The following is a 25,280-nucleotide window of genomic DNA, read 5'->3' on the forward strand; positions in this document are numbered from 1 at the left end:
CATGCGCCGCGACGACCCTCGGTCATGGGATTCGGCATCGTCCACCGGCATTGCCGCAGGCGGGTTCTCCGTCGTGAAGGTCGCAGAGCCGTGGGCTCCGGTTGCGCCTGCCGCACCCGGCAACGGCCGGCCGCGGACTCTGCGAAAGGAACCAGCGTTGCGAGCCGGTAATCGATGACGCTCCGTCGATGGAGCGCCGAAGAGCTTTTGCGAGCACAAGTTGGGGATGAAGGATTTTACGGAATGAACAGCACGAAGAAGCTTTGGATCATTCTGGCGGCGATAATTTTTGTTTCCTTCGGGGTGCTGCTTTGGTCGGGCAGCCGCATCTACGAGGCCGCACCGCCTGTCCCCGAGGCAGTCGTCACGCAAAGCGGCGAAACGGTCTTTGGCCGCGCCGAGATCGAGCGCGGCCGTCAGGTCTGGCAATCCATGGGCGGCATGCAGTTGGGGTCGATTTGGGGGCATGGCGGCTACGTCGCGCCCGACTGGAGCGCCGATTGGCTGCACCGCGAAGCCCTGGCCCTCATGGATATTTGGGCGCGCGAGGCCGGGGGCGGGGGATACGAGAGCCTTGCCCCCGAGGAGCAGGCCGCGCTGCAGGGGCGCCTGCAAGACCGTCTGCGTGAGAACACCTATGCGCCCGCGGATGGCACCATCACGGTCAGTGACGATCGCGCCGCCGCGATAGCCGAGGTTTCTGCGCACTACGAGAGCCTTTTCGGCACCGATCCGCAGACGGCGGGGCTGCGCGAAGCCTATGCGATGAAGAACGACACCGTGCCGGACCCGGAGCACCGCCGACTGCTCGGCGCCTTCTTCTGGTGGACCGCCTGGGCGGCGACGACTGAGCGCCCGGACAGCACCATCACCTATACCAACAACTGGCCGAGCGAGCCGCTCGTCGGCAACCGCCCGCCCGCCAGCACCTTCGTATGGTCCGCCTTCAGCGTGCTCTTTCTGCTGGCCGGTGTTGCCCTGCTTGGCTGGCACCATGCGGTAACGCATGGCCGCGGAGAGACGCCTCACTCTCCGCCGATGCACGACCCGCTGCGCCTGGTCAAGGTCACACCCTCCATGCGCGCCACGGCAAAGTACTTCTGGGTCCTGCTCGCGCTGTTTCTGGTGCAGATTCTCTTTGGCGCCATTACCGCTCACTACCAGGTGGAGGGCCAGGACGCTTATGGTTTCGAGTTGTCCCAGTACCTGCCTTATTCGCTGAGCCGTACCTGGCACACGCAGCTCGCCGTGTTGTGGATCGCGGTCGCTTGGCTCGGTACGGGCCTTTACATCGGCCCGGCCATCTCCGGGCACGAGCCGCGCTTCCAGCGCGCCGGAGTGAATGTCCTCTGGCTGTGCCTGCTGGTGATCGTCGTGGGCGCCTTCGCCGGGCAGTGGCTGGCCGTCATGCAGACCCTGGGATTGGAGTACAATTTCTGGTTCGGCCACCAGGGCTGGGAATACGCCGACATCGGGCGCTTTTGGCAGTGGTTCCTCTTCATCGGTCTGATGCTGTGGCTGCTCCTGGTCGGCCGGGCCCTCTGGCCGGAGCTGACAGGCAGGTCGGAGACCCGCTCGATCGTTGGCTTGCTGTTCCTCTCCACGGTCGCCATCGGCGTCTTCTTCGCCGCCGCGCTGATGTGGGGGGAACACACCCATATATCGATGGTGGAGTACTGGCGCTGGTGGCTGGTCCATCTCTGGGTCGAGGGCTTCTTCGAGGTCTTTGCGACGGCCGTCATCGCCTTCCTCTTCACCCGTCTGGGGTTGATCGCGGTGCGCACGGCGACCGTCGCGGTGCTTTTCGCGACCATCATCTTCATGTCGGGGGGCGTTCTCGGCACGCTTCACCACCTCTACTTCGCGGGCTCCCCGACGCCGGTGCTGGCGCTGGGCGCCAGCTTCTCGGCCTTGGAGGTCGTGCCGCTGGCCTATGTCGGCTTCGAGGCCTATCACACCTGGCGTCTCGGCGGCTCGACACCCTGGATGCGGCGCTACCGCTGGCCGGTGATGTTCTTCATCGCCGTGGCCTTCTGGAATCTGGTCGGCGCGGGCCTCTTCGGTTTCCTGATCAATCCGCCGCTTTCGCTCTACTACATGCAGGGCCTCAACCTGACACCCCTGCACGGGCATACGGCCCTCTTCGGCGTCTACGGCATGTTGGGGATCGGCTTGGTGCTGTTCTGCCTGCGCGGGCTGAAGCCCGACCTGGCCTGGCACGAAGGCATCCTCAAGGTCAGTTTCTGGTGCTTCAACATCGGTCTGGCTCTCATGGCGCTCTTGACCCTGTTGCCGCTCGGCACCCTGCAGCTGCTTGCGGCCATCGACAACGGGTACGCCTATGCGCGCTCGGCCGAATTCATGCAGCAGCCCATCGTCGACCTGCTCGTATGGATGCGGGTGCCCGGCGACATCATCTTTTCGATCGGCGCCGTTGCGCTGGCGGTTTTCGTCGCCGGGCTGTGGATCTCGCCACGGCGCGAGGGTGAAGGGCGCAGAGCCGATGAAGGCGAGCCGGGGCCGGCGCCCGGCGAGTCACCGGCCCGAGGGCGCTGAGTGTCGGGAGACGCGAGGCCCGCTCTCCAGCCATGAGCGAGTTCTACGCCGAGATCCGACTCGTCCATGTCTGGGCGGTGGTCGCAAGCGGTTTGCTCTTCGCCCTGCGCGGCCTTGCCGGTGTTCTGGGCGCGGCCTGGCCGCGCGCGGCGCCCCTCTGGCACCTCAGCATCGCCATCGATACGGTGTTGCTGACGGCAGCGCTCATGCTGATGACCGCCGTCGGGCAGTATCCCTTCGTCGACGGCTGGTTGACCGTGAAGGTGACGCTGCTGGCCGTTTACGTCGGTCTCGGCATCGTGGCGCTTGGCGGCCGGCGTTCACCAACGGCCCGCTTCTCCGCCTGGTTGGCCGCCTTGCTCATTTACGGGTTCGTGGTGTCGGTCGCCTTGACCCGCGATCCCTTGGGGCTGATCGGGGCGCTCGTCAACTGATGCGGCGGCCGCTGGAGACTCGGCCAGGCGGGCCGGGCGCTAATGCAGTGGTTCTTCGTGCCGGCCGGCGGTCTTCGCAAGGCGGGCGGTGAGGAGGCTGATGCCTTCGACCATCCGCTCGAGCGAGGCTTGAGCGGGCGGCAGCAAGGCCTCTTGCTCCGTCCGGGCGGCCAAGTCTTCGTAGATCTCGCTGGCGCTTTCCAAGACCCGCAGCGCTCTCTGCAGCACAGCGGCCGCGCCGCCCTCCGGTGCCGCCGGCTTCTCGTCCAAGGCTGCCGTCGGCGGCCCCCGGCGGGCTTCGCGCTCGGCCAGTTCGCCGAGCAGCCGCGCGCTCTCCCGGTCGCCAAGCTGGTCCAGCCGCCGGGCGGCGGCGCGCAGCGCCACGGCGGCCTCGCCCGCCAGCCGTGCCTCCAGCGCCTGGAAGTCGTCCAGCGTGGTGATCTGCAGCGGCGGGCGCCGCGCGGCCTCCGCCTGGCTGTCGTGGAAGGCAAGGCGCCGTTTCACTCGCAGTTCGGCGGCATGGCTCAACTCTTCCCGGGCCAGCTTTTCAGCTTCGCGCGCGACTTCGGCATCCTCGGCATGAGCGGCGACATAGCTGTAGAGCGCAAAGGCGCGCTCCTCGTTGGTGACGGCGATGGCGAGAGCGCGGTAGGGGGTCAGCAGGCTGCTGTCGCGCACGCTGTCCCAGGATTCAGCAAGCTCCGGGGGCAGCGTCCAGGTGAAGCTGCCGGCTGCGGGGACCGGCTGGTGGAGCTTCTCGCCGAGGCGTAAGACCCAGTCGACATGCTGCAGTTCGAGCTCCCGCATCTCGCGGAACGCCGCAGCGGTCGATCCTTCGCCCCGGGCCTCCATCAGCTCCGCAAGCTGGCCGTAGCGGGCCACCGCCTCGTGCTCGATGGCATTGGCGAGACCCAACAAGGCCTCCAGGCTGTCGATCCTGACGCTGGGGTCGGACGTTAGCAGCGGCGGTCGCTCGATCATGCGTTCTTTTAAGTCCTCCGGCCGTCGGGCGGGGCCGTACGGAGTGACGGCCGCGCCGAGGCTGTCATCAGGCGCAAAATAAAAAATTCCGGCATTGACTAAGATCAATTCCTATTGTGCTGTAATAACATAGTTATCCGTAATCCTAGGAGAATATGCGACTACCGTGATGCGAGAAAAACCTTCCGAGTGTTTCAAACGCCGGGGACAATTACTTATAAGTTTGTTAACTGCAGTATTGATTTTTATCAATTCGGCAGATGGCTTTGGTCAAAACGCATCGCGGCTGGAAGGGCTGATCGGCGAGTTGACGCCCGCCGATCTGGTCGCCGAGGCGCAAGAATTCGGAGCGCTGCAAGGCAGCCCGCCGCTGATCCCCCTGATGCGGGACGGCACACCCATCGCCTACGCATTTCTGACCACCGATTTCGTCGACACCACCGGCTATTCCGGCAAGCCCATCGACGTGATCGCCGCAATCGATGCGGAAGGCACCATCTTGGCGGCCAAACTGGTCGAGCATCACGAACCCATCGTGCTGATCGGCATTCCCGAGGCGCCCATCGTCGAGTTCATGTCGGCCTATATCGGCTACAATCCGATCCGAGCGGCAGCGGCGGGGCGCTCTGCCCCCGAGGTGGATATCGTCAGCGGCGCCACGGTAACGGTGCTGGTCATCGGCGACAGCCTGGTGCGCGCTGCGGCCCGGGCGGCGCAGCAACTGGGCCTCTCGCTGGCCGGCGGGCAGGAAACCGCCTGGACCCTCGATCTCGAGGCCGGCGAAGTCTCCGACTGGCAGACCCTCCTGGGCGAGGGGGCGGTGCGCCGCCTCAGTCTCTCCGTGGGCCAGGTCAACGAGTCCTTCGCGCGCTCGGGCAACGAGAAGGCGGCGCGCCGGCGTGAGCGCGGCCAGCCCGAGGATCCCTTTATCGATCTTTACATGGCTGTGGTCAGCCAGCCGGCGATTGGGCGCAGCCTGCTGGGCGAGGCCGAATACGCCAACCTGCAGAACCTTCTGGACGAGGGCCAGCACGCGATTCTCATCGCCGGGGAAGGGCGCTACTCCTTCAAGGGCTCGGGCTATGTGCGCGGAGGCATCTTCGACCGCATCGAGCTGATCCAGGGCACCGAGACGATTCGGTTCCGCGACCGCTTGCACCGCCGCGTCGGTGATCTTGCCGCCGAAGGCGCGCCACACTTCAGCGAGATCGGCGTGTTTGCGATTCCGGAAGGCGCCAACTTCAATCCCGCGGCGCCCTGGCGCCTGCAGCTTCTGGTGCAGCGTCCGATCGGCGCCTTGGACAAAGCCTTTACCAGTTTCGAGGTCAGTTATCGGATTCCCGAGCAGTACCGCCAGCGCGACGCCAGCGTCCTTGACGGCCAGCAGGCGCAGCCCGCCGCGGCGGCGCCGGCGCCGTCGGCGCCTTCGGCCGCGCCCGCCGTCGGCGACGACCAGCCGCCGCTGTGGCAGAGACTGTGGCGCAGCAAGGTCGCTTCCATCGGGATCCTGGGCGTCATGCTTCTGGCTCTGACCGGCCTGTTCTTCTTCCAGGACTGGTTCGTCAAGCGGCCGGTCCTCTTCGACCGCCTGCGCCTCGCCTATTTGGCGGTGACGCTGTTCTGGCTCGGCTGGGTGGCCCAGGCGCAGCTCTCGGTGGTCAACGTGCTGGCCTTCACCAACTCGCTGCGGACCGACTTCCAGTGGTCGTACTTCCTCATCGACCCGCTGATCTTCGTTCTCTGGTTCGCGGTCGCGGCGGCTCTTCTGTTCTGGGGGCGGGGACCCTTCTGCGGCTGGCTTTGCCCTTTTGGCGCGCTGCAGGAGCTGAGCAATCGCCTCGCCAAGTTGGTCAAGATTCCGCAAATCACCGTGCCGTGGTGGCTGCACGAGCGGTTGTGGCCCGTCAAATACATCATTTTCCTCGGCCTGTTCGGCGTCTCTCTGGGTTCGCTTGCCCTGGCCGAGCAGCTTGCCGAGGTCGAACCTTTCAAGACGGCGATCATCCTGCATTTCATGCGCGAATGGTGGTTCGTGCTCTTTGCAGCGGCGTTGCTGGCGGCCGGGCTCTTCATAGAGCGGTTCTTCTGCCGCTATCTCTGCCCGCTGGGGGCAGCCTTGGCGATCCCCGGGCGGCTGCGCATGTTCGATTGGTTGAAGCGCTACCGTGAATGCGGCAACCCTTGTATGCGCTGTCACAATGAGTGTCCGGTCCAGGCGATTCATCCGGAAGGGCATATCAATCCCAACGAATGCATCTCCTGTTTGCACTGTCAGGTTCTCTACCACCACGACCGGAAGTGTCCGGTGATGATCCAGCGCCGCCTGAAACGCGAGAAGCGGGCGGCGCTCTCGTCACCCGGGATGGGGCCGGATTCCGGCCAGGCGGCGCGCTAGGGGCGGGCCGGCAACGCAGGCGGGCATCAAGGGGGTGCCCCCTCTATTTGGAAGGAATACGAAATGACGAAACGCAACAACGAAGAGACAGGGGTATCCAGGCGTGACCTGATGGGCGGGACCGCCAAGGCGGCCACTCTCGCCGGCTTGGGCGGCCTGACCGGCGGTTTCGCCGGCGGTGCCCTGATGTCGCCGAAAGTGAGCCAAGCCCAAGAGGCCCATGGAGGCGAAGTCGCGCCCGGCGAGCTGGATGAATACTATATCTTCTTCTCCAGCGGCCAGAGTGGCGAGATGCGGATCGTCGGCTGCCCTTCCATGCGCGAGCTGATGCGGGTGCCGGTGTTCAACCGCTGCAGCGCCACCGGCTGGGGCCTGACCAACGAGAGCAAGAAGATCCTCACCGAGGGTCTGCTGCCCGAGACGCGGGAATACCTGGAAAGCCAGGGCGGGATCTATCTGAACGGCGACCTGCACCATCCGCATATGTCGTTCACGGACGGCACCTACGACGGACGCTACGTCTTCATGAACGACAAGGCCAACTCGCGCGTGGCCCGCGTCCGCTGCGATGTCATGAAGTGCGACAAGATCATCGAGGTGCCGAACATGGAGGCGGTGCACGGGCTGCGGGTGCAGAAGTTCCCGCGCACCGGATACGTCTTCGCCAACGGCGAAGACCGCCTGCCGCTGCCCAACGACGGCAAGATCCTGGACGAGCCGGATAAGTATCACGGCGTCTTCACCGCGATCGACGGCGACACCATGAAGATTGCCTGGCAGGTCATGGTCGACGGCAACCTGGACAACGTCGATGCCGACTATCAGGGCAAGTACTGCTTCTCCACCTGCTACAACTCCGAAGGCGGCGTGACCTTGGCGGAGATGACCGCCGCCGAGCAGGACTGGGTGGTCATTTTCAACATCGAGCGGATCGAGGAAGCGGTGCGCAACGGGGACTTCACCGAGATGCACGGCGTCCCCGTGATCGACGGGCGCCACGGTTCGCGCTACACCCGCTACGTGCCGATCCCCAACAGTCCGCACGGTATCAACACCGCGCCGGACGGCATCCACGTGGTGGCGAACGGCAAGCTGTCGCCGACCGTCTCGGTCATGGACGTGCGCCGCTTCGACGACCTCTTCGAGGACAAGATCGAGCCCCGCGGCGTTATCGTGGCGGAACCGGAACTGGGCCTTGGCCCGCTGCACACGGCCTTCGACGGCAAGGGCAACGCCTTTACGACGCTGTTCATCGATAGCCAAGTCTGCAAATGGAACATTGCAGACGCGATCCGCGCTTTCAATGGCGAGGATGTCGATCCGATCGTCCAGAAGCTGGATGTGCATTACCAGCCGGGCCACAACCACACCTCCATGGGGCAAACCAAGGAGGCCGACGGCCGGTGGCTGCTGTCGCTCAACAAGTTCTCCAAGGACCGCTTCCTCAATGTCGGACCCTTGAAGCCGGAGAACGACCAGTTGATCGATATCTCCGGCGACGAGATGCGCATCGTCCACGACGGCCCGAGCTTCGCCGAGCCGCACGACGCGACCATCGTCCATCGTTCCAAGGTGAACCCGGTCCATGTCTGGGATCGAAACGACCCCATGTGGGAAGACGCACGCCGCCAGGCGGAAGCCGACGGGGTGGTGCTGGAGGACGCCGCCGAGGTGATCCGCGACGGCAACAAGGTGCGAGTCTATATGTACTCTGCCGCTCCGGTGTTCAGCCTCGAGAAGTTCACCGTCAAGCAGGGTGACGAGGTCACGATCTATCTCACCAACATCGACGACGTGGAGGATCTGACGCACGGCTTTACGCTGGTCAACCACGGCGTCGCCATGGAGGTGGGGCCGCAGGCGACTGCCTCGGCCACCTTCATCGCCGGCCGGCCGGGCGTGCACTGGTACTACTGCCAGTGGTTCTGCCATGCGCTGCACATGGAGATGAAGGGACGCATGCTGGTCGAGCCCCGATCGACCTGACGCCGGGTCTTCCGACCTGGGCCGGCCGGCGGCGTCGCCGCCGGCCGGCCTCGTCAGGCCGGCTTGGCCAAACAGGATTCGGTTGAGTGATATCATGATACGCGAAATCGTGTGCACGTTTGCGACGCTGTCTCTGCTGGCCGCCGCGCCGGTCGCGGCCGAAGTGCGTGACGTGGCACCGGGACTGCCGCTGGCCGACGCCGTCGCGGCGGCCCGGGACGGCGACGTGCTGCGCCTGCTTCCCGGTGTGCATTCCGGTCCGGCCGTGATCGATCGGCAGCTTACGCTGACGGGCGAGGAGGGCGTCGAGCTGGTGGGGAACGGCAAGGGCAGCGTGCTGACCCTGACGGCGCCGGGGATCCGCATAGAGGGCCTGACCATCCGCGGCTCCGGCCGGGATCTGCCGGCCATGGATTCGGGCATCCTCGTCAGGCAGCAGGCGCCGAAGGCGGTAATACGCAACAACCGCTTCGAGGGAAACCTCTTCGGCGTCTACCTGCACGGAGCGGCCGGCTCCTTGGTGGAGAACAACGTCATCATCGGCCACGACGACCTGCGCCTCTCGGAAGTCGGCAACGGCGTGTCGATCTGGAACGCGCCGGGCGCGCAGGTGACGGGCAACAAAATCCGCTACGGCCGCGACGGCATCTTCGTCACGACCAGCCGCGACAACCTGTTCAAGGACAACAGCTTCAAGGATCTTCGCTTCGCGATTCACTACATGTACACCCAGGACAGCCGCGTGATCGGCAACCGCTCCGAGGACAATCACGTCGGCTGGGCCATCATGTTTTCCGACCGCCTGGAGATCCGCGACAACGTCAGCATCCGGGACCGCGATCATGGATTGATGCTGAATGCCACCAACGAATCGCAGATCACCGGCAACATCGTGCGTGACGGCGGCGAGAAGTGCGTCTTCATCTACAACGCCAACAAGAACCTCGTCGCCGACAATCTCTTTCAGGGCTGCCCCATCGGGGTTCATTTCACCGCCGGCTCGGAACGCAACCGGGTGACCGGGAACGCCTTCATCGGCAACCGCACGCAGGTGAAGTACGTCGGCACCCGGACCGTTGAGTGGAGCGTCGACGAGCGCGGCAACTATTACAGCGATCACCCGGCCTTCGATCTGGACGGCGACGGCATCTCCGACAAGCCCTACCGGCCCAACGACCTTATCGATGAGATTCTGTGGACGCTGCCGCAGGCCAAGCTGCTGCTCAACAGTCCGGCGGTGACGACCATCCGTTGGGCGCAGTCGCGCTTTCCCGCCCTCTATCCCGGCGGGGTCGTCGACAGCGCGCCGCTGATGCAGCCGCCCCGGGCTCGCGCTATTCCGGAGGCGGCCCGATGAAAAACATCGTCACACTGGCCGGCGCGACGAAGACCTACGGCGCCCTGACCGCGGTCGAGAACGTGAGCTTGGAGCTGCGGTCGGGCGAGGTCCTGGCTCTGGCCGGCCACAACGGCGCCGGCAAGACCACGCTGGTCAAGCTCATACTGGGGCTGATCGTTCCAAGCGCGGGCCAGGTTCGCGTCTTCGACGGCAACCCGGCCCGCGCCGGGGCCTCGGAGGCGCGCCGCAGGCTGGGATTCCTTCCGGAAAACGTCGCCTTTCACGGCGCCATGACGGGCTGGGAGTTGTTGGCATTCTACGCCCGGCTGAAACGTTGCTCCTTGGCGCAGCTCGACGAGCTGCTGGAGCGGGTCGGCCTCGGCGAAGCCGCGCAGCGGCGCGTCGGGACCTATTCCAAGGGGATGCGCCAGCGCCTCGGACTCGCCCAGGCGCTGATCGGCGCCCCCGAACTGCTGCTGCTCGACGAGCCGACCAGCGGCCTCGATCCGGCCTCGCGCGCCGACTTCTACCGGGCGGTGGACGAGCTGCGCGGTGACGGCGTGACGGTGCTGATTTCCACCCATGCGCTGGCCGAGATCGAAGATCACGCGGACCGCATCGCGGTGCTGCACGGCGGCCGGCTCATCGCCCTGGGCGGTGTCGCCGAGCTGCGACAGGCGGCGGCCCTTCCCATCCATCTGCGCTTCACGGTCGCCCCGTGCAGCACCGGGCGGCTGCTCGAACGTCTCGGCGATCAGGTCGAGGTGGTGGCGCGCGGCGAGCGGCTGTTGGAAGTGGCCTGCGCTCCCGCTGCCAAGGCGCGGCTTCTGGGCAACCTCGGGGAGCTCTGGGAAGTGGTGGAGGACGTGGCGCTGGAGGTGCCCGGCCTGCCGGCGGTCTACAGCCGGCTCGTCGGCAAGGAGGAGGGGCAATGAGAGCCGTTCACGTCATCGCGGGTCAGGAGATCCGCGTCGGCCTGCGCAATCGTTGGATTATCGCCACCACACTGCTGCTCGCCGCCCTGGCGTTGAGCCTTACTCTGCTGGGCAGCGCCCCCACCGGCACGGTGGATGCCGGCTCTCTGGCGGTGGTCGTCGTTAGCCTGTCCAGCCTGACGATCTTCCTGCTGCCGCTGATCGCCCTGCTGCTGTCGTTCGATACCATCGTCGGCGAGCAGGAGCGCGGCAGTCTGGTACTGCTGCTGGCCTACCCGGTCGCCCGCTGGGAGGTGCTGCTGGGCAAGTTCCTCGGCCAGGCGGTGATCCTCGCTTTCGCGACGGTCGTCGGCTACGGCAGCGCGGTGGCGGTACTGTTGCTGCGCGACGGCTTGGGCGCCGACGGCTGGCCTGCCTTCGTCGCCATGCTCGGCAGCTCGGTCCTGCTCGGCGCCGCTTTTCTCGCTCTTGGCAGCCTCGCCAGCGTCATCGTGCGCGAAAGGGCGACGGCCGCGGGTATCGCCGTCGCCGTTTGGCTCCTCTTCGTACTGCTTTACGACACGGCGCTGCTGGGGCTGCTGGTGGCGGACCAGGGGCGCTTCGTCGGGCCCGCCGTGTTCGATGCCCTGCTGCTGCTCAATCCGGCGGACGCCTATCGGCTGTTCAATCTGACCGGCAGCGAAGACGTGAGCGTTTACGCGGGCATGGCGGGGCCCGGCGAGTCGGGCCTTTCGCCGGCCGTCCTGCTGGCGGCGCTGGCGGCCTGGGTGATGGTGCCGCTGGGTCTTGCCGCGGTGGTTTTCTCCCGGAGGCAGATATGAGCCGCTGTCGAAGCCCTCTTCTTGCCGCCTTGCTCCTGGTCTTCGCCGCGGGCTGCGACGGTGGCGAGGAGACCGTGGCGGTGCCGCCGCCCGAAGAGTACGGCGGCGAAGCCGTCGGCTACTTCTGCAACATGCTGCTGGCCGAACACAGCGGACCCAAGGGGCAGGTACATCTTTCCAGCCGTGCTACGCCGCTGTGGTTCTCCTCGGTCAGGGATACCGTCGCCTTCACTTTGCTGGAAGGCGAACCCAAGAACGTCGCCGCGATCTACGTCAACGACATGGGAGCGGCGACCGACTGGACGGAGCCGGAGCCCGGCACCTGGGTCATGCTGAAAGAAGCCTGGCTGGTTATCGGCAGCAGGCATATGGGGGGTATGGGATTGCCGGAAGTGGTGCCTTTCGGCACATCCGAAGCAGCACGGGACTTCGCGGCGGAGTATGGCGGGCGCGTCGTCCGCCTTGCGGAGGTGCCGGCCGACTATGTGCTCGGCTCGCCGCAGTTGCCACAGGGCGAAGGGAGCAGTCATGACGCGCACTAAGCTGAACCATGGGGGCGTGACCAGGCGGCGCTTCATCGCCATCTCCGCTGCCGTCGCCGGCGCCGCCACCGGCGCCTGGCCCGGTCGGGGCCGGGCCGCCGCCGCGCCGCTGGTCGAATGGCGCGGCGTCGCCCTGGGAGCGGCAGCGAGCCTTCGGCTGGCGCATCCGGATCCTGTCGCCGGCCGCGCGCTGCTGCGCCGCTGCGTCGACGAGATCGAGCGCCTGGAGAGGATATTCAGCCTCTACCGGGAAGAGTCGGCGCTGTGCCGCTTGAACCGCGACGGCGCGCTCGAGGGGCCGCCTTTGGAACTGGTTGAACTGCTGTCGTACGCCGGCCGGGTCAGTGCGCTGACCGGGGGCGCTTTCGACGTGACGATCCAGCCGCTGTGGCTGCGGTTGCGCCGGCATTTCCAGGCGCCGCACGCGGATCCGCGGGGGCCGCGGCTCGACGACGTCTTGCCGCTCGTCGACTGGCGCGGCCTGGAGGTCTCACCGGCGCGTCTTGCCTTCGCGCGTTCCGGCATGGCGGTAACGCTGAACGGCATCGCCCAGGGCTATATCACCGACCGGGTGGGCGACTTGCTGCGCGATGCCGGCATGACCTCCGTGCTGATCGACCTCGGAGAAATCCGCGCGCTCGGCTCGCGGCCGGACGGCGCGCCCTGGCGCGTCGGCCTCTCCGCTGCGGAGAGCGCTGGCGGTATCGCGCGGCGGCTGGACCTGTCCGACGCGGCCCTTGCCACCTCGGGGGGCTACGGATTGATGTTCGACGCCGCGGGGCGCTACGGCCACCTGCTGGATCCGCGCAACGGGCGCTCGGTGCCGCCGGGGCGGTCGGTCTCGGTGGTCGCGCTCCGGGCGACGGTCGCAGATGCCGCCTCCACGGCGCTCAGCGTCCTGCCGGACGGCAAGGCGTCAGGCGTCCTGAAGGGGCTCGGCGCCAGTGCCGCTTACATTCAGTCCGCGGGCGGAACCACCGTGATCGAAGTCTGATCGCCACGGCAGGGCGCCCTCGTCACGGAGGCCCCGCTGTGCCGGGGTATTTCCCCGGAGGATGCAAAGGGCTCTAGGCGGGCGGCGCCGACGTGAGGTCGAGAAGCTGGCGCAATCGCCGCTTGGACTTGATGAGGTCGGCGAGGGTGTAGCGGTCGAGCACCTCCAGGAAGGCCTCCAGGGCTTCGTCCAGCGCCGTTGCGAGCACGCAGCTGCCATGGAGCAGGCAGTCGACGGCGCCTTCTCCGAAGCACTCGACCATGCGGAAGTCCGGCTCGGTCTTGCGTACCACCTCGCCGACGCAGATGTCCTCGGGCGGCAGCGCCAGGTGCAGGCCGCCGCTCTTGCCGCGCACCGTCGTCACGAGGCCTTCGTGGCCGAGGTCCTGCACGATCTTCATCAGATGGTTCTTGGAGATGCCGTAGCAGTCGGAGATTTCCTGGATGGTCGCCCGTCCGCCGCCCTTCAGACCGAGGTACATCAGTACCCGCAGGGTGTAGTCGCTGTAGACGGTCAGTCGCATTGCCGGTCTCCGTTGCGGGGCCTCCTAGCTACGGGGCCTCCTATAAGAAGCATATCATATGTTTCTTATTGCGGAAGTCCAAGGCCCGGCAGAGGTGTCCGGAGGTGCTCAGTAGAAGGCGCCTTCGGTGTGGGCCGCCAGCTTGCGCATGGCGCCGAGCGCGGCGCCCGTCAGTTCCTCATTCAGGTCCACGGGATAGACGACGTAGGCGGGCAGGGCGAAAACCGGCGCGGCCTCCAGGTGCGTCAGACGCCCGGCCTCGAGGTGGTCGTTTACCAGGCGGGCCGGAAAGTACCCGGCGCCGCCCCGGGCCAGCACGTGCTGCAACCCCAGCCAGCCGATGTTGGCGGTCAGGGCCGGGCCGATGAAGTTGGGGAAACTGGCGCTGTGGCGGGCATAGAACTCCGGTCCCCAGTCGATGTAGACGTAGTCGGGCCCGGGCTCCGGCGCGGCCTCCGGATCGGTCGACACCAGGATCAGGCGTTCCTCCAAGAGCTGCTCGACCTTGAGGCCGGGGCGGCTCTGCGGGGTATACATGACGCCGATGTCGATGCGGCCCTCGACCAGCCCCAGCATGAGGTCGGGCTCGAAGCCGATCTCGGCGCGGATGGACACGTCGGGGGCTGCCGCGCGCATGTGCGGCAGCCAGTTCAGCAGGAGCTGCTCCCACAGGCCGAAGCGTCCTCCCACCGTCAGCGACGCCCGAAAGCCGCGCGGGACGCCGACGTCGTGGCGCGCCTGCTGCACCGTGCGAACGAGGGTTGAGGCATGCCGCTCGAACTGGCGCCCCGCGGGCGTCAGTGTGGTGCCGCCCTTGTTGCGCACGAAGAGGGTGCAGCCGAGATGGTTCTCCAGGGCATGGATGCGGGCGCTGACCGTCGATTGCGTGACGTGAAGCCGCTCGGCGGCGCCGACGAAGTTGCCCGCGGCAACGACGGTGAGGAACGTCCGTGCGAGTTCGGTATCCAAGGCCCGTCCTCCGCAGTGTCGTAAAGCGTTCGATTGAAATAATATCGAATAATTCGATATCAAATGCTCAGAATCGTTGTTTGTCAAAAGAATCCGTAGTTCCTATCCTGAAGCGGCTCGGGTGGGATGGCACCAGGCCACACCGTCGCCGGGGTAGGACCGGCAGGACGCCGCCGCCCGGCTGCGGCGCCATCCCTCCCAGCGCCGGGCCCAGCGCCCAGCGCCAGGCCCAGAGCCAGGCCCAGAGCCAGGAGAGACAGGAGGAAGTTCTGGAACACTACTTTCGCGGGATCGGGCGCGGGCCGGCGGCCATCGGCGGCTTCTCGGCCGGCGTCGGCCAGAGCAAGGCGATCTGGGCCTTTGCCGCCAATAACGAAACTTGCGGGGACGCCGTCGTGTCGAAGGCGCCCTTGGCGCGGCACGGCCGGCGAGGGGGAGGCGGCCTGTGACCGCAGGCGGGGTCCTCGCGACACCGCTTTGCGATCTCCTCGGCTGCCGCTATCCGGTGCTGCAGGCGGGTATGGGAGGCGTCGCCCGAGCGGAACTGGTCGCCGCCGTCGCCGAGGCGGGAGGTTACGGTTTTCTCGGCATGGTGCGGGAGCCGCCGAAGCTCATCGCCGAAGAGATCGACGGGGTACGGGCGCGTACCGAGCGGCCCTTCGGTGTCAATCTCATCCCGGCGGCGACGGACCCCGGTCTGTTGACCGACCAGTTGGCCGTCTGTTTCGAGAAGGCGGTGCCGTCTCTGTGCTTCTTCTGGGAAGTGGACGCTCGCGCGGTGGCCAGCGCCAAGGAGGCCGGCTGCCAGGTGCTCTACCAGGTCGGATCGGTGGAGGAGGCGCGCGCCGCCGAGGCGGCCGGTGCCGACGCCGTAATCGTCCAGGGCTACGAGGCGGGGGGGCACGTCCGCGGCGGACTCACCTCGCTGGTGCTGCTGCCGCAGGTGGTATCGGCGGTGTCGATCCCCGTGGTCGCCTCCGGCGGTTTCGCTTCCGGCGAAAGCCTGGTCGCGGCGTTGGCGCTGGGGGCTCAGGGAATTCACTGCGGCACCGCCTTCTTGGCCACCGAGGAGTCCTTCGCGCACGGCTATCACAAGCAGCGTGTCGTCGCGGCCCGGTCGCAGGATACCTTGCACACCGATGCTTTCGCCATCAACTGGCCCCCGGCTTCGCCGGTGCGGGTGATCGCCAACAGCCTGACCGCCAGCCTTGGCGCGCGCCTGCACGGCTACCGGCCGGAGGACTTCGAGCGTCAGGTGGTGGCGGAGGATGCGGGGCGTCCGCTCTATCGCTTCAGCACGGACTCGCCTTTGAAGAGCACCAGTGGCGACTTGGAAGTGCTGGCCCTCTATGCGGGCCAGGTTTGCGGCGTGGTGGATCGCGTGGTCCCGGCCGCCGAGCGGATCGGGCAGATCGTTCAGGAGGCCCGCAGGACACTGCGGCGGCTGGCGGACCGGGAGGGTGAGGGCGGATGAGCAAAGCGCCGCCGGTGCGGGCTTGGGACGAGGTGCGGAGCTGGCGCCGCGAGACCCGCGGCGCGCTGCTGGCGCGGCGGTCGTCGATTCCGCGTGGCGAAAGGCTGTTTCTGCGGCCCTTGATCGGTGGGCAGATTCACCTGCAGTTCCCCGAGCTGCGCCATGCCTGTATCGGCTTCTACTGGCCCATCAAGGCCGAGATCGACCTTCGGCACCTGGTACGGGATTTCGTGAGCCTGGGTGCTGAGGCCGCCCTGCCTGTGGTGGTGGAAAAAAACCGGCCGGTGGAGTTTTGGGCCTGGCGTCCGCGTATGAAGATGTCGCGCGGCTTCTGGAACATTCCGGTGCCGGCCGAGCGTCATCCGGTGCGGCCCACCGCCCTGCTCGTGCCCTTGGTGGGTTTCGACGAGGGCGGCTATCGTTTGGGGTACGGCGGCGGCTACTACGACCGCACCTTGGCTGCGCTCGATCCGCGGCCGCTGACCATCGGGGTCGGCTATGCCTGCGGTCGTCTCGCGACCATCTCCCCGCAGCCGCATGACATTCCGCTCGATGCCATCGTCACCGAGGCCGGCGTGACCCGTCATCGCTACCGTGGCGTGCCGCTAACCCCCGCCGGCGTCTCCGGCGGCGGGCAGGGCCCGGCCAGCGGGACTGCGGGGGGAAGCTATGCCTCGCCGCCCTGCAGCATGCACGAGCTGGATCCCAGCTACCTCGGCTACATGAGCCGGGAGGAGACGCTTTCGTTGTTGAACGAGCTGCTGGAAGGCGAGCGTGCGGGCGCCCGCGTGCTGGCGGAAATGGGGCGCGAGGCGAGGGAGGCGGCGGAACGTGCCACCCTGCGGGACGTCGCGATGGACGAGGCCCGTTTCTGCGCCATGCTGTCCCGTCATGTCCGGCGCCTCGGCGGCTCTCCGAGTGCCGCCGTCGGCGCCTTTCACGGCAAGGTGTTGGCGCTCGACGCGCCGGCCGAGCGCCTTACCTTGCTGAACCGCGGACAAGGCTGGGTCGTGCGTAAGCTCGAGGAAGCCTGCGCAAGGATCGCCGACGACGAACTTCTGCATGACCTTCGCGAGATGCAGCGGGTTCACGCGCACAATATCGCCCGTTGCGAAGAGCTGGTGCCGCCGCCTGGCGGATAACGGTTGGCTGCGCTTTTCGAGGCGTGACACGCAGCGGCTGCCGACCCCTGCTGCGCCGGGTGAGGCGGGCCCGCGCTACGCGGGCGGACCGGCATAGACGGCAAGCAGATCCATTTGCAGACCCAGAAGGGCAAAGATCACGTTGAGGGCCCAGGCGATGGTCAGGCCGCGGGAGAGATGGGTGTAGAAATCCCATCCGACGTTTGGGGCGCAGCGCCAGACCGAAATGACGATCCAGGCGGTATAGACGAGCAGAAGCGGCAACAGAAGCTGTGCGGCGGCGAGGTTGCCTGCATAGATCGCCGCGGCGTAGAGGCAGGCCAGGACGGTGCTTGCGAGCACGCCGTACAGCCAGAAAACCTTCCAGAGTTCCCCTTCTCCGCGCCAGTAGCGAAGCAGGAAATTCGGCGGCTGTGTCCCGGAAGAGGATTGCGTTGCCATACTCGAGGCTCCCACATGACTGGTGCTCCGAATGGCTATCCTCTCCCCGGCTGGGCGGAGAGACAAACGAATATAATCGAAGTTCGGTATCGAAGGTTTTGTTGTGCCGCCAGGACCAAGGCGGCAGACCTAGCGCGCCACCCGATAGAGCCGCTTGTACTCGCCGGGATTCTCGTTGATGGAGCGGGTGGCTTCCAGGAAGACGTCGAGCTCGGCGGGAGTCATGGGCGCGGTTTCCATCTCCAGGGTCTCGCGCCGGATGGGAATGGCCTGGGCGATGGGCGTGCCGGCGGGCAGGGTGCCCACGAAGTCGGAATCGGTCCAGACCGCCGGAATATGGGTGAAGACGTCGTGGTAGCGGTCGTTGTCGACCAGGCCGGTGATGGTGCGGTAGGGCAGGTCGAGGCGGTTCATCGGGTGGGTATAGAGGATCGACCAGCCGTCCTCCGGCTCGGCGGCCCAGAGGTTGCGGAACTTCACCGGGATCCAGCCGGGCTTGAACAGCGGCGAGCCCTCGACCTGTTCGGCGACGTGGAAGTGGATCGGCGAGCGTGGCACGTGCGGCGGCAGGTCGTCGGGCAGGCCCTCCCAGTGCCACTCGAAGCGGCCGCGGTCGACGTGCAGGTCGCAGGCCAGCGGCAGCATGAAGCCGTGGGTCATGGCGTCGATCACCGGCGGGCAGCCCTTCACCGTCTTCACCTCTTCCTCGAAGTCGTTGGCCCAGGCGGTCAGCGGCATGGTCTTCAGCCAGTCGGGCGAGCTGCGCTTGGCGGGCTGCGGCTTGGGCAGGTGGGGTTCCAACTCGGGAAAGCAGCGGAACTTGATTTTCATGCGGTGTCCTTTCCCGGACCCTGCGCCGGCGCGTCGATCCGCAGCTCGCGTTTCAGGGCCTCGATATCGAGCCAGAAGCTGCCCTGCGGCTGGTCGACCATGGCGAAGAGCACGGTCTTGTAAAGCTTGGGATTATGACGCACGGCTTGGCGGTAGTGGTCCAGGGCGCTCTCGGTGTCGCCGCCGCGCTGCAGGCAGATGGCCAGCTCCAGGTGGGCCCAGGCGTAGTCGGGCTTGATCTTCAGCGCCCGGCGGTAGGCCTGGACCGCGCCCTCGAGGTCGCCACGCGCGCGGCGGATGTTGCCGATGCGGATCTCGGCTTCGGCGAAGCCGGGGAAGACCCTGACGGCTTCCTGCAAAAGGGCCTCGGCCTCCGCGCCGCGGCCTTGCTTCAACGCTGCCACGGCGCGGTTGCGCAGGACGGCCGCCGCCTTCACGTGTTCGGGCAGGCCGGTGCCGGGGGCGCCGGGACGGGATTGCGGGCTGGAACGCGGCGTGGGGGCGGTCATGGTCTGGAAGCTAGCCCCCCGACGTGGTCGGGGTCAACAAACCGGATACCGGGCCCGCCTAGACGCCGAACAGCTTCTCCAGGCGGTCGAAGGCGCTGTCGATAACCTCGTCGGCGACGCAGTAGGCCATGCGCAGGTGGTGCTCGCCGCTGGGGCCGAAGGCGGCGCCGGGAGTCAGCGTGACGTGGGCCTTTTCCAGGACATCGATGCAGAAGTCATGGGCGTTGCCGTGGTCCGCGACGATGCGCGGGAAGATGTAGTAGGCGCCTTCCGGTTTCCGGTAGGCGAAGACGTGGGGCAGGCGGTCGAGGCGCGCGCAGATGAGCTCGCGCCGGCGGGCGAGGATGGTCTCGAATGTCTTCAGGTGTACCGGCTCCCCGGTCAGTGCCGCCTCGGCGGCAAGCTGGGAGACGCGCGGCGCGCAGATCAGCGTCGCGTCGTGCACCTTCAGAACTTCCTTTTTCATCGCCTCGGGCAGGATCATGTAGCCGATGCGCCAGCCGGTCATGGCGTAGGCCTTGGAGAAGGTGAAGAGGTAGATCAGCGTATCGGCCAGCTCCGGCACCGAAGCCAGATTGAAATAGCGGTCCCGGTTCTCGTAGCAGAATTGCGAGTAGGGGTCGTCGAGCAGGATCTTCACGCCGTGCTGCCGGGCGATCTCGCCGACGCGGCGCAGCTCGGTCTCGGTGAAGATCTTGCCGGTGGGGTTGGAGGGCGAGACCAGCACGATGGCCTTGGTGCGCGGAGTGATGAGCCCGGGCAGCGCCTCCGGGGCGAGCCGCCAACCCTCGGCGGCGTCCAGGGGCCAGAACACCGGCACGCCGCGGCACAGGCGGATCTGCTGGAAGTGGGAGGCGAAACCGGGCTCGGTGACGATGATCTCGTCGCCCGGGTTCAGCAGCGTATGGAACAGAGCGTTCAGGCCCTGCATGTTGCCGGCGGTGATGACGACGTTGCGGTCAGGGTTCACCCCGATCCCCGTCGCCGCCTCGTGCCCCGCCGCGACGGCGCGGCACAGGGAGGGCAGGCCGTCGGGCAGGCTGTACATGCCCGACTGCGGGTCTCTGTCCAGCAGGTCCTTCACGGCGGTGCGGATGTAGGCCGGGGTTTGGAAGGAGGGCAGGCCCCAGGTCAGCGAGGCGACATCCTCCAGGGACGCTGCGCGCATGGCCATCTCCTTGATCGCGGAGACGGCGATTCCGGCGACGTTGTCGGCCAGCCAGTCGCTTCCGTCAGCCATGTCCGGACCGGGCCTCCTTTCCGCTTGTCGCCGCCAAGGTAACACCGGAAGGATGCCACGGGCGTTGATTTGCTGCGCGGGACGATGGCACAGCAGCGCCGGGGGGCGTACCGGCCGCCGGGAGGGGCCGGCCCGGGGCCTGCGGCGCCACCCGCAGGCCGCGATATGGGGGTGCCGGCCCGGCCGCGGGCCCGAAGATCGAAGCGTCTCAGCCCCGCGCTGCACCCGGCAGGCCCGTAAATCGCTTGACCGGCACTGGATTCCCGCAAATAGATGGGGCGATGATCGGTATCCTTCGTATTTTCTACGGCGCCCGGGGCACCAAGCCCTGGCTCGTGCTGACCTGCCTGCTGCTGGCCGGCATCGCCGAGGGCATCGGCCTGGCCACCCTCTTGCCGCTGCTGTCCCTCGCCATTAGTGACGGTGCCGGTGATTCCTCACCCATTACGGTCTATGTCGAGGAAGCTTTAGCCTTGCTGGGCTTGGCGCCCGAGCTGGAACTGCTGCTCACCCTGGTGGTCGGCGGCATCGTCTTCAAATGCCTGCTGACCATGGTGGCCATGAAGTACGTCGGCTACGCCGTGGCCGAGGTCGCCACCAGCCTGCGCGCGGAGCTGATCAAGCGCCTGCTGAAGGTGCGCTGGGGCTATTTCACCCATCAGCCGCTGGGGCGTATCGCCAACGCGGTCAGCGTCGATTCGACCCGCGCCGGACAGGCTTACCTCATGGCCGCGAACTTCCAGGTCAACGTCATCCAGGCGGTAATTTACAGTGTCGTCGCCGCTATGGTGTCCTGGCGGCTCGCCCTGGCCGCGCTCGCCCTCGGCGGGACCATCGCGCTGTCGCTGCACTTTTTGGTGCGCATCAGCAAGAAGGCGGGGCGACGCCAGACCGAGCGCACCTCCGAACTGGTGATCTATCTCAGCGACGCCCTCAGCAACATCAAGCCGCTGAAGGCCATGGCCAAGTCGGGCAAGTTCGCCAATCTTTTCGACCGCAAGATCGAGCAGTTGAAGCGGGCGCTGCGCCGTCAGGTGGTCAGCCAGTACGCGCTGAAGAACATGGAGGAGATGCTGGTTGCCATCGCGGTGGGCGTGGGTTTCTTCGTCGCCACCACGCGCTGGGACGTGCCGGTGCAGCAGCTCATCGTCATGGGCATCCTGCTGTACCAGGCGGTGTCCAGCGTCGGCAAGATGCAGCGCCAGTTCCAGAAGGCGGTGCTGCTGGAAAGCCCCTACTGGGCCATGCGCAAGCTGATTGACGAGGCGGCGGCAGCACAGGAGCCGAATCCGGGGACCGCCGTGCCGACCCTGGAAAAGGGCTGCCACTTCGAGAGGGTGTCCTTCGCCCACACCACCGAGCCGGTGTTGAACAACGTCACCCTCGATATTCCGGCACGCGGCCTGACGGTGATCACCGGCACCTCCGGGTCGGGCAAGACCACGCTTACCGATCTGCTGCTGGGGCTTCACCAGCCGCAGGCCGGGGAGGTCCTCATCGACGGCACGCCGCTCAGCCGGATCGACCTGGAGGCCTGGCGCGGCATGGTCGGCTACGTGCCGCAGGATCTGATTCTGTTCCACGACACCGTGCTGGCCAACGTCACGCTGGGCGACCCGCGCATCGACGAAGCCGAGGCGCAGCGCGCCCTGGAAGCGGCCGGCGCCTGGGATTTCGTCAGCGATCTGCCGGAGGGGCTGCAGAGCATCGTCGGCGAGAAGGGCGCAAAGCTCTCCGGCGGCCAGCGCCAGCGCATCGCCCTGGCCCGGGCACTCGCCGGGCGGCCCAAGCTGCTGATCCTCGACGAGGTGACTTCGGCGCTCGATCCCAGCACCGAGCGGGACATCTGCCGCAATATCGACGCCTTGAGCGACGAGATGACCATCCTGGCGATCACCCACCGCGAAGCCTGGACCGAGATCGCCGAGCGCACCTACCGCGTGGACGGTGGCGCGATCGAATTGGTGAAGGACGGCCGCGGTCTGAAACGCCCCGCCTGAGCCCTCAGTCGCTTTCGATATTGATGGTCAGGGTGCGGCGCAGGATCGAGGGATCGTTGCCGGTCATCGGCCAGACCGCGTGCCAGGAGTTATAGGTCTTTACGAAGACCAGGCACTGGTTGGGCTCGAAGGGGAAGGTCTTCACGCAGTCGACTTCGTCGAAGTCCATGTAGGCATTGGTGTAGTTGTAGCTGCGGGTGCGATCCTTCGGCCAGACGATGCTGGTGCCGCCGCCGTAGTCGTCGTTCCACTCGCCCTCCCGCAGGATCGGGATCACCATGGTGACGACCTTGGAGCGATGGTCGGTGTGCGGGCGGATGCTGCCGCCGGTCACCGGCATGGAAGAGAACTCGAAGCGTGACCGCAGTCTCGGAAAATGCGGCTGCGGGCTGCCCTTCTTCAGCGCTTTGAAGCGCCGGATCATGCGCTCCTTGAAGGGAATGTTCGCCAAGCCCAGGTCGATGTTGTGCGACTTCAGCATCGCCATGGTATCGGTGATGAATTGCTCGCTCTTGATGTAGGCGTAGAAGCGGCCCCAGGCGGCGTTCTTGCTCAGGTGATCGAAGTAGCCGGCCTTGTTGTTGTGCTTGGACAGCGAGTACTTGACGCCGTTGAACTCTTTCAGGACGAAAGTCTTGTCGTCCGGGAAGGTTTCGACCAACTCCTTGTAGAAGTCGGGATCGATGGCGCCGCGGGCGATGCCGATGGGATAGGGTTCGTAGTCGAACTTGATCGCGTCAAATTTCAGCATGCTGCTGCCTTGGCCTCTGCTGGGCGGAAAATTGCGTTGTAGGCAACCTCTTCAGGGTCCTTGCCCGCATTGATCTGGCGCAAGCCGCCCATGGTGTCGTTGCGGCCGGAAAAGGCATAGCCCTGGGCCTGCATGAAGCCGAAGAGGGCATCCTTCTCGCGGGCGTTCACCTCGACGCTGATCACGCGCGGCCGCTGCGCGCCGGCGAGCAGGCCGCGCATGCCGCGCAGAATGCGCGCTTCGTTGCCGTCGACGTCGATCTTGATGACGTCCGGTGCGCGCATCGCGCCGGCCTCGATCAGTCCGTCCAGGCTGGCGCCGTACTTCATCTCGGTCACCAGGGGGGTGAAGTCGGCTTCGTTCATGTCCACCGCTTCGTGGAGCTGACTGCCCGACGACCCCGGCTCGACGCTCAGATAGTGGAACGGAAAGACGCCGGCCTCGTCGGTCAGCGCCAGGGAGAAGGGTGTCATGCGGTCGCTGTAGCCGTTGAGGCGGATGTTCTCCACCAGGCTGGCGAAGTTGGCGGCCAGGGGTTCGAAGGAATAGACCCTGCCGCTGGGGCCGACCCGGGCGGCGGCCATAAGGCTGTAGAGGCCGATGTTGGCGCCGATGTCGCAGAACACGTCACCGTCGCGCAGTTCCCGGCGGATCAGCTCGACGGTCCCCGTTTCCTTCAGATAGATGCTGGAGACGCGCCACAGCTCGCGGAATGACACCGGATCTATGCGGTAGCTGTGCTCTTCGTCGCGCAGGCGGCAACGCCCCATCAGACTGCGTGCGATGCCGAAGCGCAGCTTGGCCAAGCGCCGCCGCACTCCTTTGAGCTTGGAGTATCCAAGTTCTGCCATGTCGTTCCGTTCTGCTAGCGGCGCCGTGGTTCAGCCGCGAAAGACCCTGTCGCTCTTGCCCTTGCCGATTTTCGCTTTCAGCTGGGCGCAGAGCTGCCATTTGACGCCCGGATTGCGCCGCGCCGCCGCTTCCAGCTGCTCGCGCCACCATTCCGGCGGCTGCAGGGTGCAGTGGGCGTTCTGGCCGTCCGGCAGGAACTTCTTGGCCGGATAGCAGGCCGCCACGGCATAGACGAAGTGCCGCGCATGGCGGAACAGCTTGTCCAGCACCCAGGGGATGTCTTCTTCGGTGATGTGCTCCAGCACGTCGGTGCAGATGACGCCGTCGTACTTCGGCTCGACCGGGCCGGAGAAGGGCTCATAGCCCGGATCGTAGCACGTCACCTTGGTTGCGCCCCACTCGTCCTGCGCCTTGAAGCGCGATTCCGCCGCTTCGCCCGGGTAGGGTTTGTAGAACTGCGCCTTGCCGGAGCCGTAGTCGAGCAGCGTCGTGGCGTCGCATTCCTTGATCAGGTTGGCGATCGGGCCGACATGCTCGATCAGCGACTTGCCGGAGAAGGTCTTCTTCGCCGGGCGCCCGGCCTCGGGGGAACCTTCCTGATGCATGGTCTTGTACATCTCGACCAGCTTTTTGTAGCGCGGGCTGGGGTTCTCCTCGGTGAAGAGCGTGAAGCCGGCGGCGTCGGCCGCGCGCTCCATCTCGAACCAGACCTCGCCGTTGGGGTTCTCCTTGTATTTGAGAACCTTGGGGAAGGGACGCCAGGGCTGCATCTGCAGGGTGGTGTAGTGCAGCAGCTTGGAGACGCCGGGCTCGTACTCGTGGTCGCGGGAGTTCCAAACCCCCGGCAGCAAGCCCCAGAGGTTGTTGTCGTGCACGCGGTGACGGAAGAACTTGTGGCGTTCGCCGCGCTGGGCGTCCTCATGGTGCCAGATCTTGGACATCTTCTCGCAGTCGAGCAGCATCACTGCGGTTTCCTTTTCGGTGATGCAGAGCTGCCCGGCGCCCTTCATGTCCATATCGAAGAGCTCGGCCGGGTCGGTCAGGTAGATCTGGTCGACGTCGTTGTAGATCGCCCGGCCGGTCTTGCCCGCCAGGTCGGGGATCGCATAGCGGTAGGCCGTGAAGCCGGTCTTCCACTTCAGCCGGTCGTAACCCTTCAGATCCTTCATCAGGTAGATCTCGTAGCGCCGCGCCGGATCGCGGTGCTGCAGGACCGACCAGACGAAGATGCGTTCCGCGCGGTGCTGCGCCGGTTCGGTCCCCAGGAAGATCCGCACCGGCGGCTTCCCGCTGGGGGCGACGCCGGGGTCCGGGTCGATCGCCACCAGTTCGGGTTCGTCGCGGGTGCCCGCGGGCCGGTCACGCTCCAGCCGCAGCAGATGCCCCCATCGCTTGTGGTAGTACTTGGTCTTGAAACTCGGTTGGGCGAGGGTCACGGAACTAAACTCTCTTCAGCAGAAATGGGTCAAAGCGGAAGACGGTCTTCGCGCCCGCAAAACAATGGGTGGTCACAGCCGCCGCCGGCCAAGGACCGCGTGTTCAGCCTCATTCCGGGCCCCGGCGGC

The 25,280-nt window shown here is 66.4% G+C and carries 22 protein-coding genes; 12 read left to right on the plus strand and 10 right to left on the minus strand.

What is annotated here, in order from left to right; translation table 11 throughout:
* Positions 1-243 precede the first annotated feature (243 nt).
* Positions 244-2,556: a nitric-oxide reductase large subunit gene (locus AAFN88_RS10690; protein WP_347520290.1), complete on the plus strand. Its 2,313-nt coding sequence runs from the start codon at positions 244-246 to the stop codon at positions 2,554-2,556.
* Between the two features lie 32 nt (positions 2,557-2,588).
* Positions 2,589-2,990: a SirB2 family protein gene (locus AAFN88_RS10695; protein ID WP_347520291.1), complete on the plus strand. Its 402-nt coding sequence runs from the start codon at positions 2,589-2,591 to the stop codon at positions 2,988-2,990.
* Between the two features lie 39 nt (positions 2,991-3,029).
* Here the strand turns inward: AAFN88_RS10695 and AAFN88_RS10700 are convergent, their stop codons facing one another.
* Entirely contained in the window at positions 3,030-3,971 is a 942-nt protein-coding gene (locus AAFN88_RS10700; protein WP_347520292.1) for a hypothetical protein, read from the minus strand.
* A gap of 307 nt (positions 3,972-4,278) precedes the next feature.
* Here AAFN88_RS10700 and AAFN88_RS10705 point away from each other — a divergent pair, with 307 nt between their 5' ends.
* The 7 genes from AAFN88_RS10705 (at position 4,279) to AAFN88_RS10735 (ending at position 12,983) form a co-directional block, all read left to right on the plus strand.
* Entirely contained in the window at positions 4,279-6,366 is a 2,088-nt protein-coding gene (locus AAFN88_RS10705; RefSeq protein WP_347520293.1) for a 4Fe-4S binding protein, read from the plus strand.
* A gap of 63 nt (positions 6,367-6,429) precedes the next feature.
* Entirely contained in the window at positions 6,430-8,352 is a 1,923-nt protein-coding gene (gene nosZ / locus AAFN88_RS10710; protein WP_347520294.1) for a TAT-dependent nitrous-oxide reductase, read from the plus strand.
* 109 nt (positions 8,353-8,461) lie between these two features.
* The gene (locus AAFN88_RS10715; protein ID WP_347520295.1) at positions 8,462-9,709 is read left to right on the plus strand and encodes a nitrous oxide reductase family maturation protein NosD; all 1,248 of its coding nucleotides are present in this window, start codon (positions 8,462-8,464) and stop codon (positions 9,707-9,709) included.
* Entirely contained in the window at positions 9,706-10,626 is a 921-nt protein-coding gene (locus tag AAFN88_RS10720) for an ABC transporter ATP-binding protein (RefSeq protein ID WP_347520296.1), read from the plus strand. The genes AAFN88_RS10715 and AAFN88_RS10720 overlap by 4 nt, the downstream gene beginning before the upstream one ends.
* A complete protein-coding gene (locus AAFN88_RS10725; RefSeq protein ID WP_347520297.1) occupies positions 10,623-11,447 on the plus strand; it encodes an ABC transporter permease subunit in 825 nt (274 codons plus the stop codon). Before AAFN88_RS10720 ends, AAFN88_RS10725 begins: the two co-directional genes overlap by 4 nt.
* Positions 11,444-11,989, plus strand: coding sequence for a nitrous oxide reductase accessory protein NosL (locus tag AAFN88_RS10730; protein ID WP_347520298.1), 546 nt, complete (start codon positions 11,444-11,446; stop codon positions 11,987-11,989). Before AAFN88_RS10725 ends, AAFN88_RS10730 begins: the two co-directional genes overlap by 4 nt.
* A complete protein-coding gene (locus tag AAFN88_RS10735) occupies positions 11,976-12,983 on the plus strand; it encodes an FAD:protein FMN transferase (protein ID WP_347520299.1) in 1,008 nt (335 codons plus the stop codon). The genes AAFN88_RS10730 and AAFN88_RS10735 overlap by 14 nt, the downstream gene beginning before the upstream one ends.
* A gap of 73 nt (positions 12,984-13,056) precedes the next feature.
* Here the strand turns inward: AAFN88_RS10735 and AAFN88_RS10740 are convergent, their stop codons facing one another.
* A complete protein-coding gene (locus AAFN88_RS10740) occupies positions 13,057-13,506 on the minus strand; it encodes an Rrf2 family transcriptional regulator (protein ID WP_347520300.1) in 450 nt (149 codons plus the stop codon).
* A gap of 108 nt (positions 13,507-13,614) precedes the next feature.
* A complete protein-coding gene (locus AAFN88_RS10745) occupies positions 13,615-14,475 on the minus strand; it encodes a LysR family transcriptional regulator (RefSeq protein WP_347520301.1) in 861 nt (286 codons plus the stop codon).
* Between the two features lie 445 nt (positions 14,476-14,920).
* Here AAFN88_RS10745 and AAFN88_RS10750 point away from each other — a divergent pair, with 445 nt between their 5' ends.
* Together AAFN88_RS10750 and AAFN88_RS10755 are read left to right on the plus strand one after the other, a co-directional pair.
* Complete coding sequence (locus AAFN88_RS10750) at positions 14,921-15,949, plus strand: nitronate monooxygenase (protein WP_347520302.1); 1,029 nt, start codon at positions 14,921-14,923, stop codon at positions 15,947-15,949.
* Positions 15,946-17,091, plus strand: a complete 1,146-nt coding sequence (locus tag AAFN88_RS10755) for a 5-formyltetrahydrofolate cyclo-ligase (protein ID WP_347520303.1) — start codon at positions 15,946-15,948, stop codon at positions 17,089-17,091. The genes AAFN88_RS10750 and AAFN88_RS10755 overlap by 4 nt, the downstream gene beginning before the upstream one ends.
* A 75-nt stretch (positions 17,092-17,166) precedes the next feature.
* Here the strand turns inward: AAFN88_RS10755 and AAFN88_RS10760 are convergent, their stop codons facing one another.
* The 4 genes from AAFN88_RS10760 to AAFN88_RS10775 form a co-directional block, all read right to left on the minus strand.
* On the minus strand, positions 17,167-17,532 hold the full coding sequence (locus tag AAFN88_RS10760) for a hypothetical protein (protein WP_347520305.1): 366 nt from the start codon (positions 17,530-17,532) through the stop codon (positions 17,167-17,169).
* Positions 17,533-17,661: 129 nt separating this feature from the next.
* Positions 17,662-18,363 carry a hypothetical protein gene (locus AAFN88_RS10765; RefSeq protein ID WP_347520306.1) on the minus strand — a complete coding sequence of 234 codons (702 nt, stop codon included), beginning with the start codon at positions 18,361-18,363 and terminating at the stop codon, positions 17,662-17,664.
* The gene (locus AAFN88_RS10770; RefSeq protein ID WP_347520307.1) at positions 18,360-18,872 is read right to left on the minus strand and encodes a tetratricopeptide repeat protein; all 513 of its coding nucleotides are present in this window, start codon (positions 18,870-18,872) and stop codon (positions 18,360-18,362) included. Before AAFN88_RS10770 ends, AAFN88_RS10765 begins: the two co-directional genes overlap by 4 nt.
* 58 nt (positions 18,873-18,930) lie before the next feature.
* A complete protein-coding gene (locus tag AAFN88_RS10775; RefSeq protein WP_347520308.1) occupies positions 18,931-20,112 on the minus strand; it encodes a pyridoxal phosphate-dependent aminotransferase in 1,182 nt (393 codons plus the stop codon).
* 281 nt (positions 20,113-20,393) lie between these two features.
* Here AAFN88_RS10775 and AAFN88_RS10780 point away from each other — a divergent pair, with 281 nt between their 5' ends.
* The gene (locus AAFN88_RS10780; protein ID WP_347520309.1) at positions 20,394-22,112 is read left to right on the plus strand and encodes an ABC transporter ATP-binding protein; all 1,719 of its coding nucleotides are present in this window, start codon (positions 20,394-20,396) and stop codon (positions 22,110-22,112) included.
* Between the two features lie 4 nt (positions 22,113-22,116).
* On the opposite strand, the gene AAFN88_RS10785 is transcribed toward AAFN88_RS10780, so the two are convergent.
* From AAFN88_RS10785 to AAFN88_RS10795, 3 genes are read right to left on the minus strand one after another with little or no spacing between them, the layout of a single operon-like run.
* Entirely contained in the window at positions 22,117-22,863 is a 747-nt protein-coding gene (locus AAFN88_RS10785; RefSeq protein ID WP_347520310.1) for a hypothetical protein, read from the minus strand.
* The gene (locus AAFN88_RS10790; protein WP_347520311.1) at positions 22,857-23,714 is read right to left on the minus strand and encodes an FkbM family methyltransferase; all 858 of its coding nucleotides are present in this window, start codon (positions 23,712-23,714) and stop codon (positions 22,857-22,859) included. The genes AAFN88_RS10785 and AAFN88_RS10790 overlap by 7 nt, the downstream gene beginning before the upstream one ends.
* 30 nt (positions 23,715-23,744) lie before the next feature.
* Positions 23,745-25,151, minus strand: coding sequence for a hypothetical protein (locus AAFN88_RS10795; protein WP_347520312.1), 1,407 nt, complete (start codon positions 25,149-25,151; stop codon positions 23,745-23,747).
* Positions 25,152-25,280 lie beyond the last annotated feature (129 nt).

Origin of the sequence: Pelagibius sp. CAU 1746, assembly GCF_039839785.1 — a bacterium.
GTDB lineage: Bacteria > Pseudomonadota > Alphaproteobacteria > Kiloniellales > Kiloniellaceae > Pelagibius.

Coding starts and splice junctions, on each gene's coding strand:
- AAFN88_RS10690 (WP_347520290.1), top strand. CDS start 244: ATGAACAGCACGAAGAAGCTTTGGATCATTCTGGCGGCGATAATTTTT.
- AAFN88_RS10695 (WP_347520291.1), top strand. CDS start 2,589: ATGAGCGAGTTCTACGCCGAGATCCGACTCGTCCATGTCTGGGCGGTG.
- AAFN88_RS10700 (WP_347520292.1), bottom strand. CDS start 3,971: ATGATCGAGCGACCGCCGCTGCTAACGTCCGACCCCAGCGTCAGGATC.
- nosZ (WP_347520294.1), top strand. CDS start 6,430: ATGACGAAACGCAACAACGAAGAGACAGGGGTATCCAGGCGTGACCTG.
- AAFN88_RS10720 (WP_347520296.1), top strand. CDS start 9,706: ATGAAAAACATCGTCACACTGGCCGGCGCGACGAAGACCTACGGCGCC.
- AAFN88_RS10725 (WP_347520297.1), top strand. CDS start 10,623: ATGAGAGCCGTTCACGTCATCGCGGGTCAGGAGATCCGCGTCGGCCTG.
- AAFN88_RS10730 (WP_347520298.1), top strand. CDS start 11,444: ATGAGCCGCTGTCGAAGCCCTCTTCTTGCCGCCTTGCTCCTGGTCTTC.
- AAFN88_RS10735 (WP_347520299.1), top strand. CDS start 11,976: ATGACGCGCACTAAGCTGAACCATGGGGGCGTGACCAGGCGGCGCTTC.
- AAFN88_RS10740 (WP_347520300.1), bottom strand. CDS start 13,506: ATGCGACTGACCGTCTACAGCGACTACACCCTGCGGGTACTGATGTAC.
- AAFN88_RS10755 (WP_347520303.1), top strand. CDS start 15,946: ATGAGCAAAGCGCCGCCGGTGCGGGCTTGGGACGAGGTGCGGAGCTGG.
- AAFN88_RS10760 (WP_347520305.1), bottom strand. CDS start 17,532: ATGGCAACGCAATCCTCTTCCGGGACACAGCCGCCGAATTTCCTGCTT.
- AAFN88_RS10765 (WP_347520306.1), bottom strand. CDS start 18,363: ATGAAAATCAAGTTCCGCTGCTTTCCCGAGTTGGAACCCCACCTGCCC.
- AAFN88_RS10770 (WP_347520307.1), bottom strand. CDS start 18,872: ATGACCGCCCCCACGCCGCGTTCCAGCCCGCAATCCCGTCCCGGCGCC.
- AAFN88_RS10775 (WP_347520308.1), bottom strand. CDS start 20,112: ATGGCTGACGGAAGCGACTGGCTGGCCGACAACGTCGCCGGAATCGCC.
- AAFN88_RS10780 (WP_347520309.1), top strand. CDS start 20,394: ATGATCGGTATCCTTCGTATTTTCTACGGCGCCCGGGGCACCAAGCCC.
- AAFN88_RS10785 (WP_347520310.1), bottom strand. CDS start 22,863: ATGCTGAAATTTGACGCGATCAAGTTCGACTACGAACCCTATCCCATC.
- AAFN88_RS10790 (WP_347520311.1), bottom strand. CDS start 23,714: ATGGCAGAACTTGGATACTCCAAGCTCAAAGGAGTGCGGCGGCGCTTG.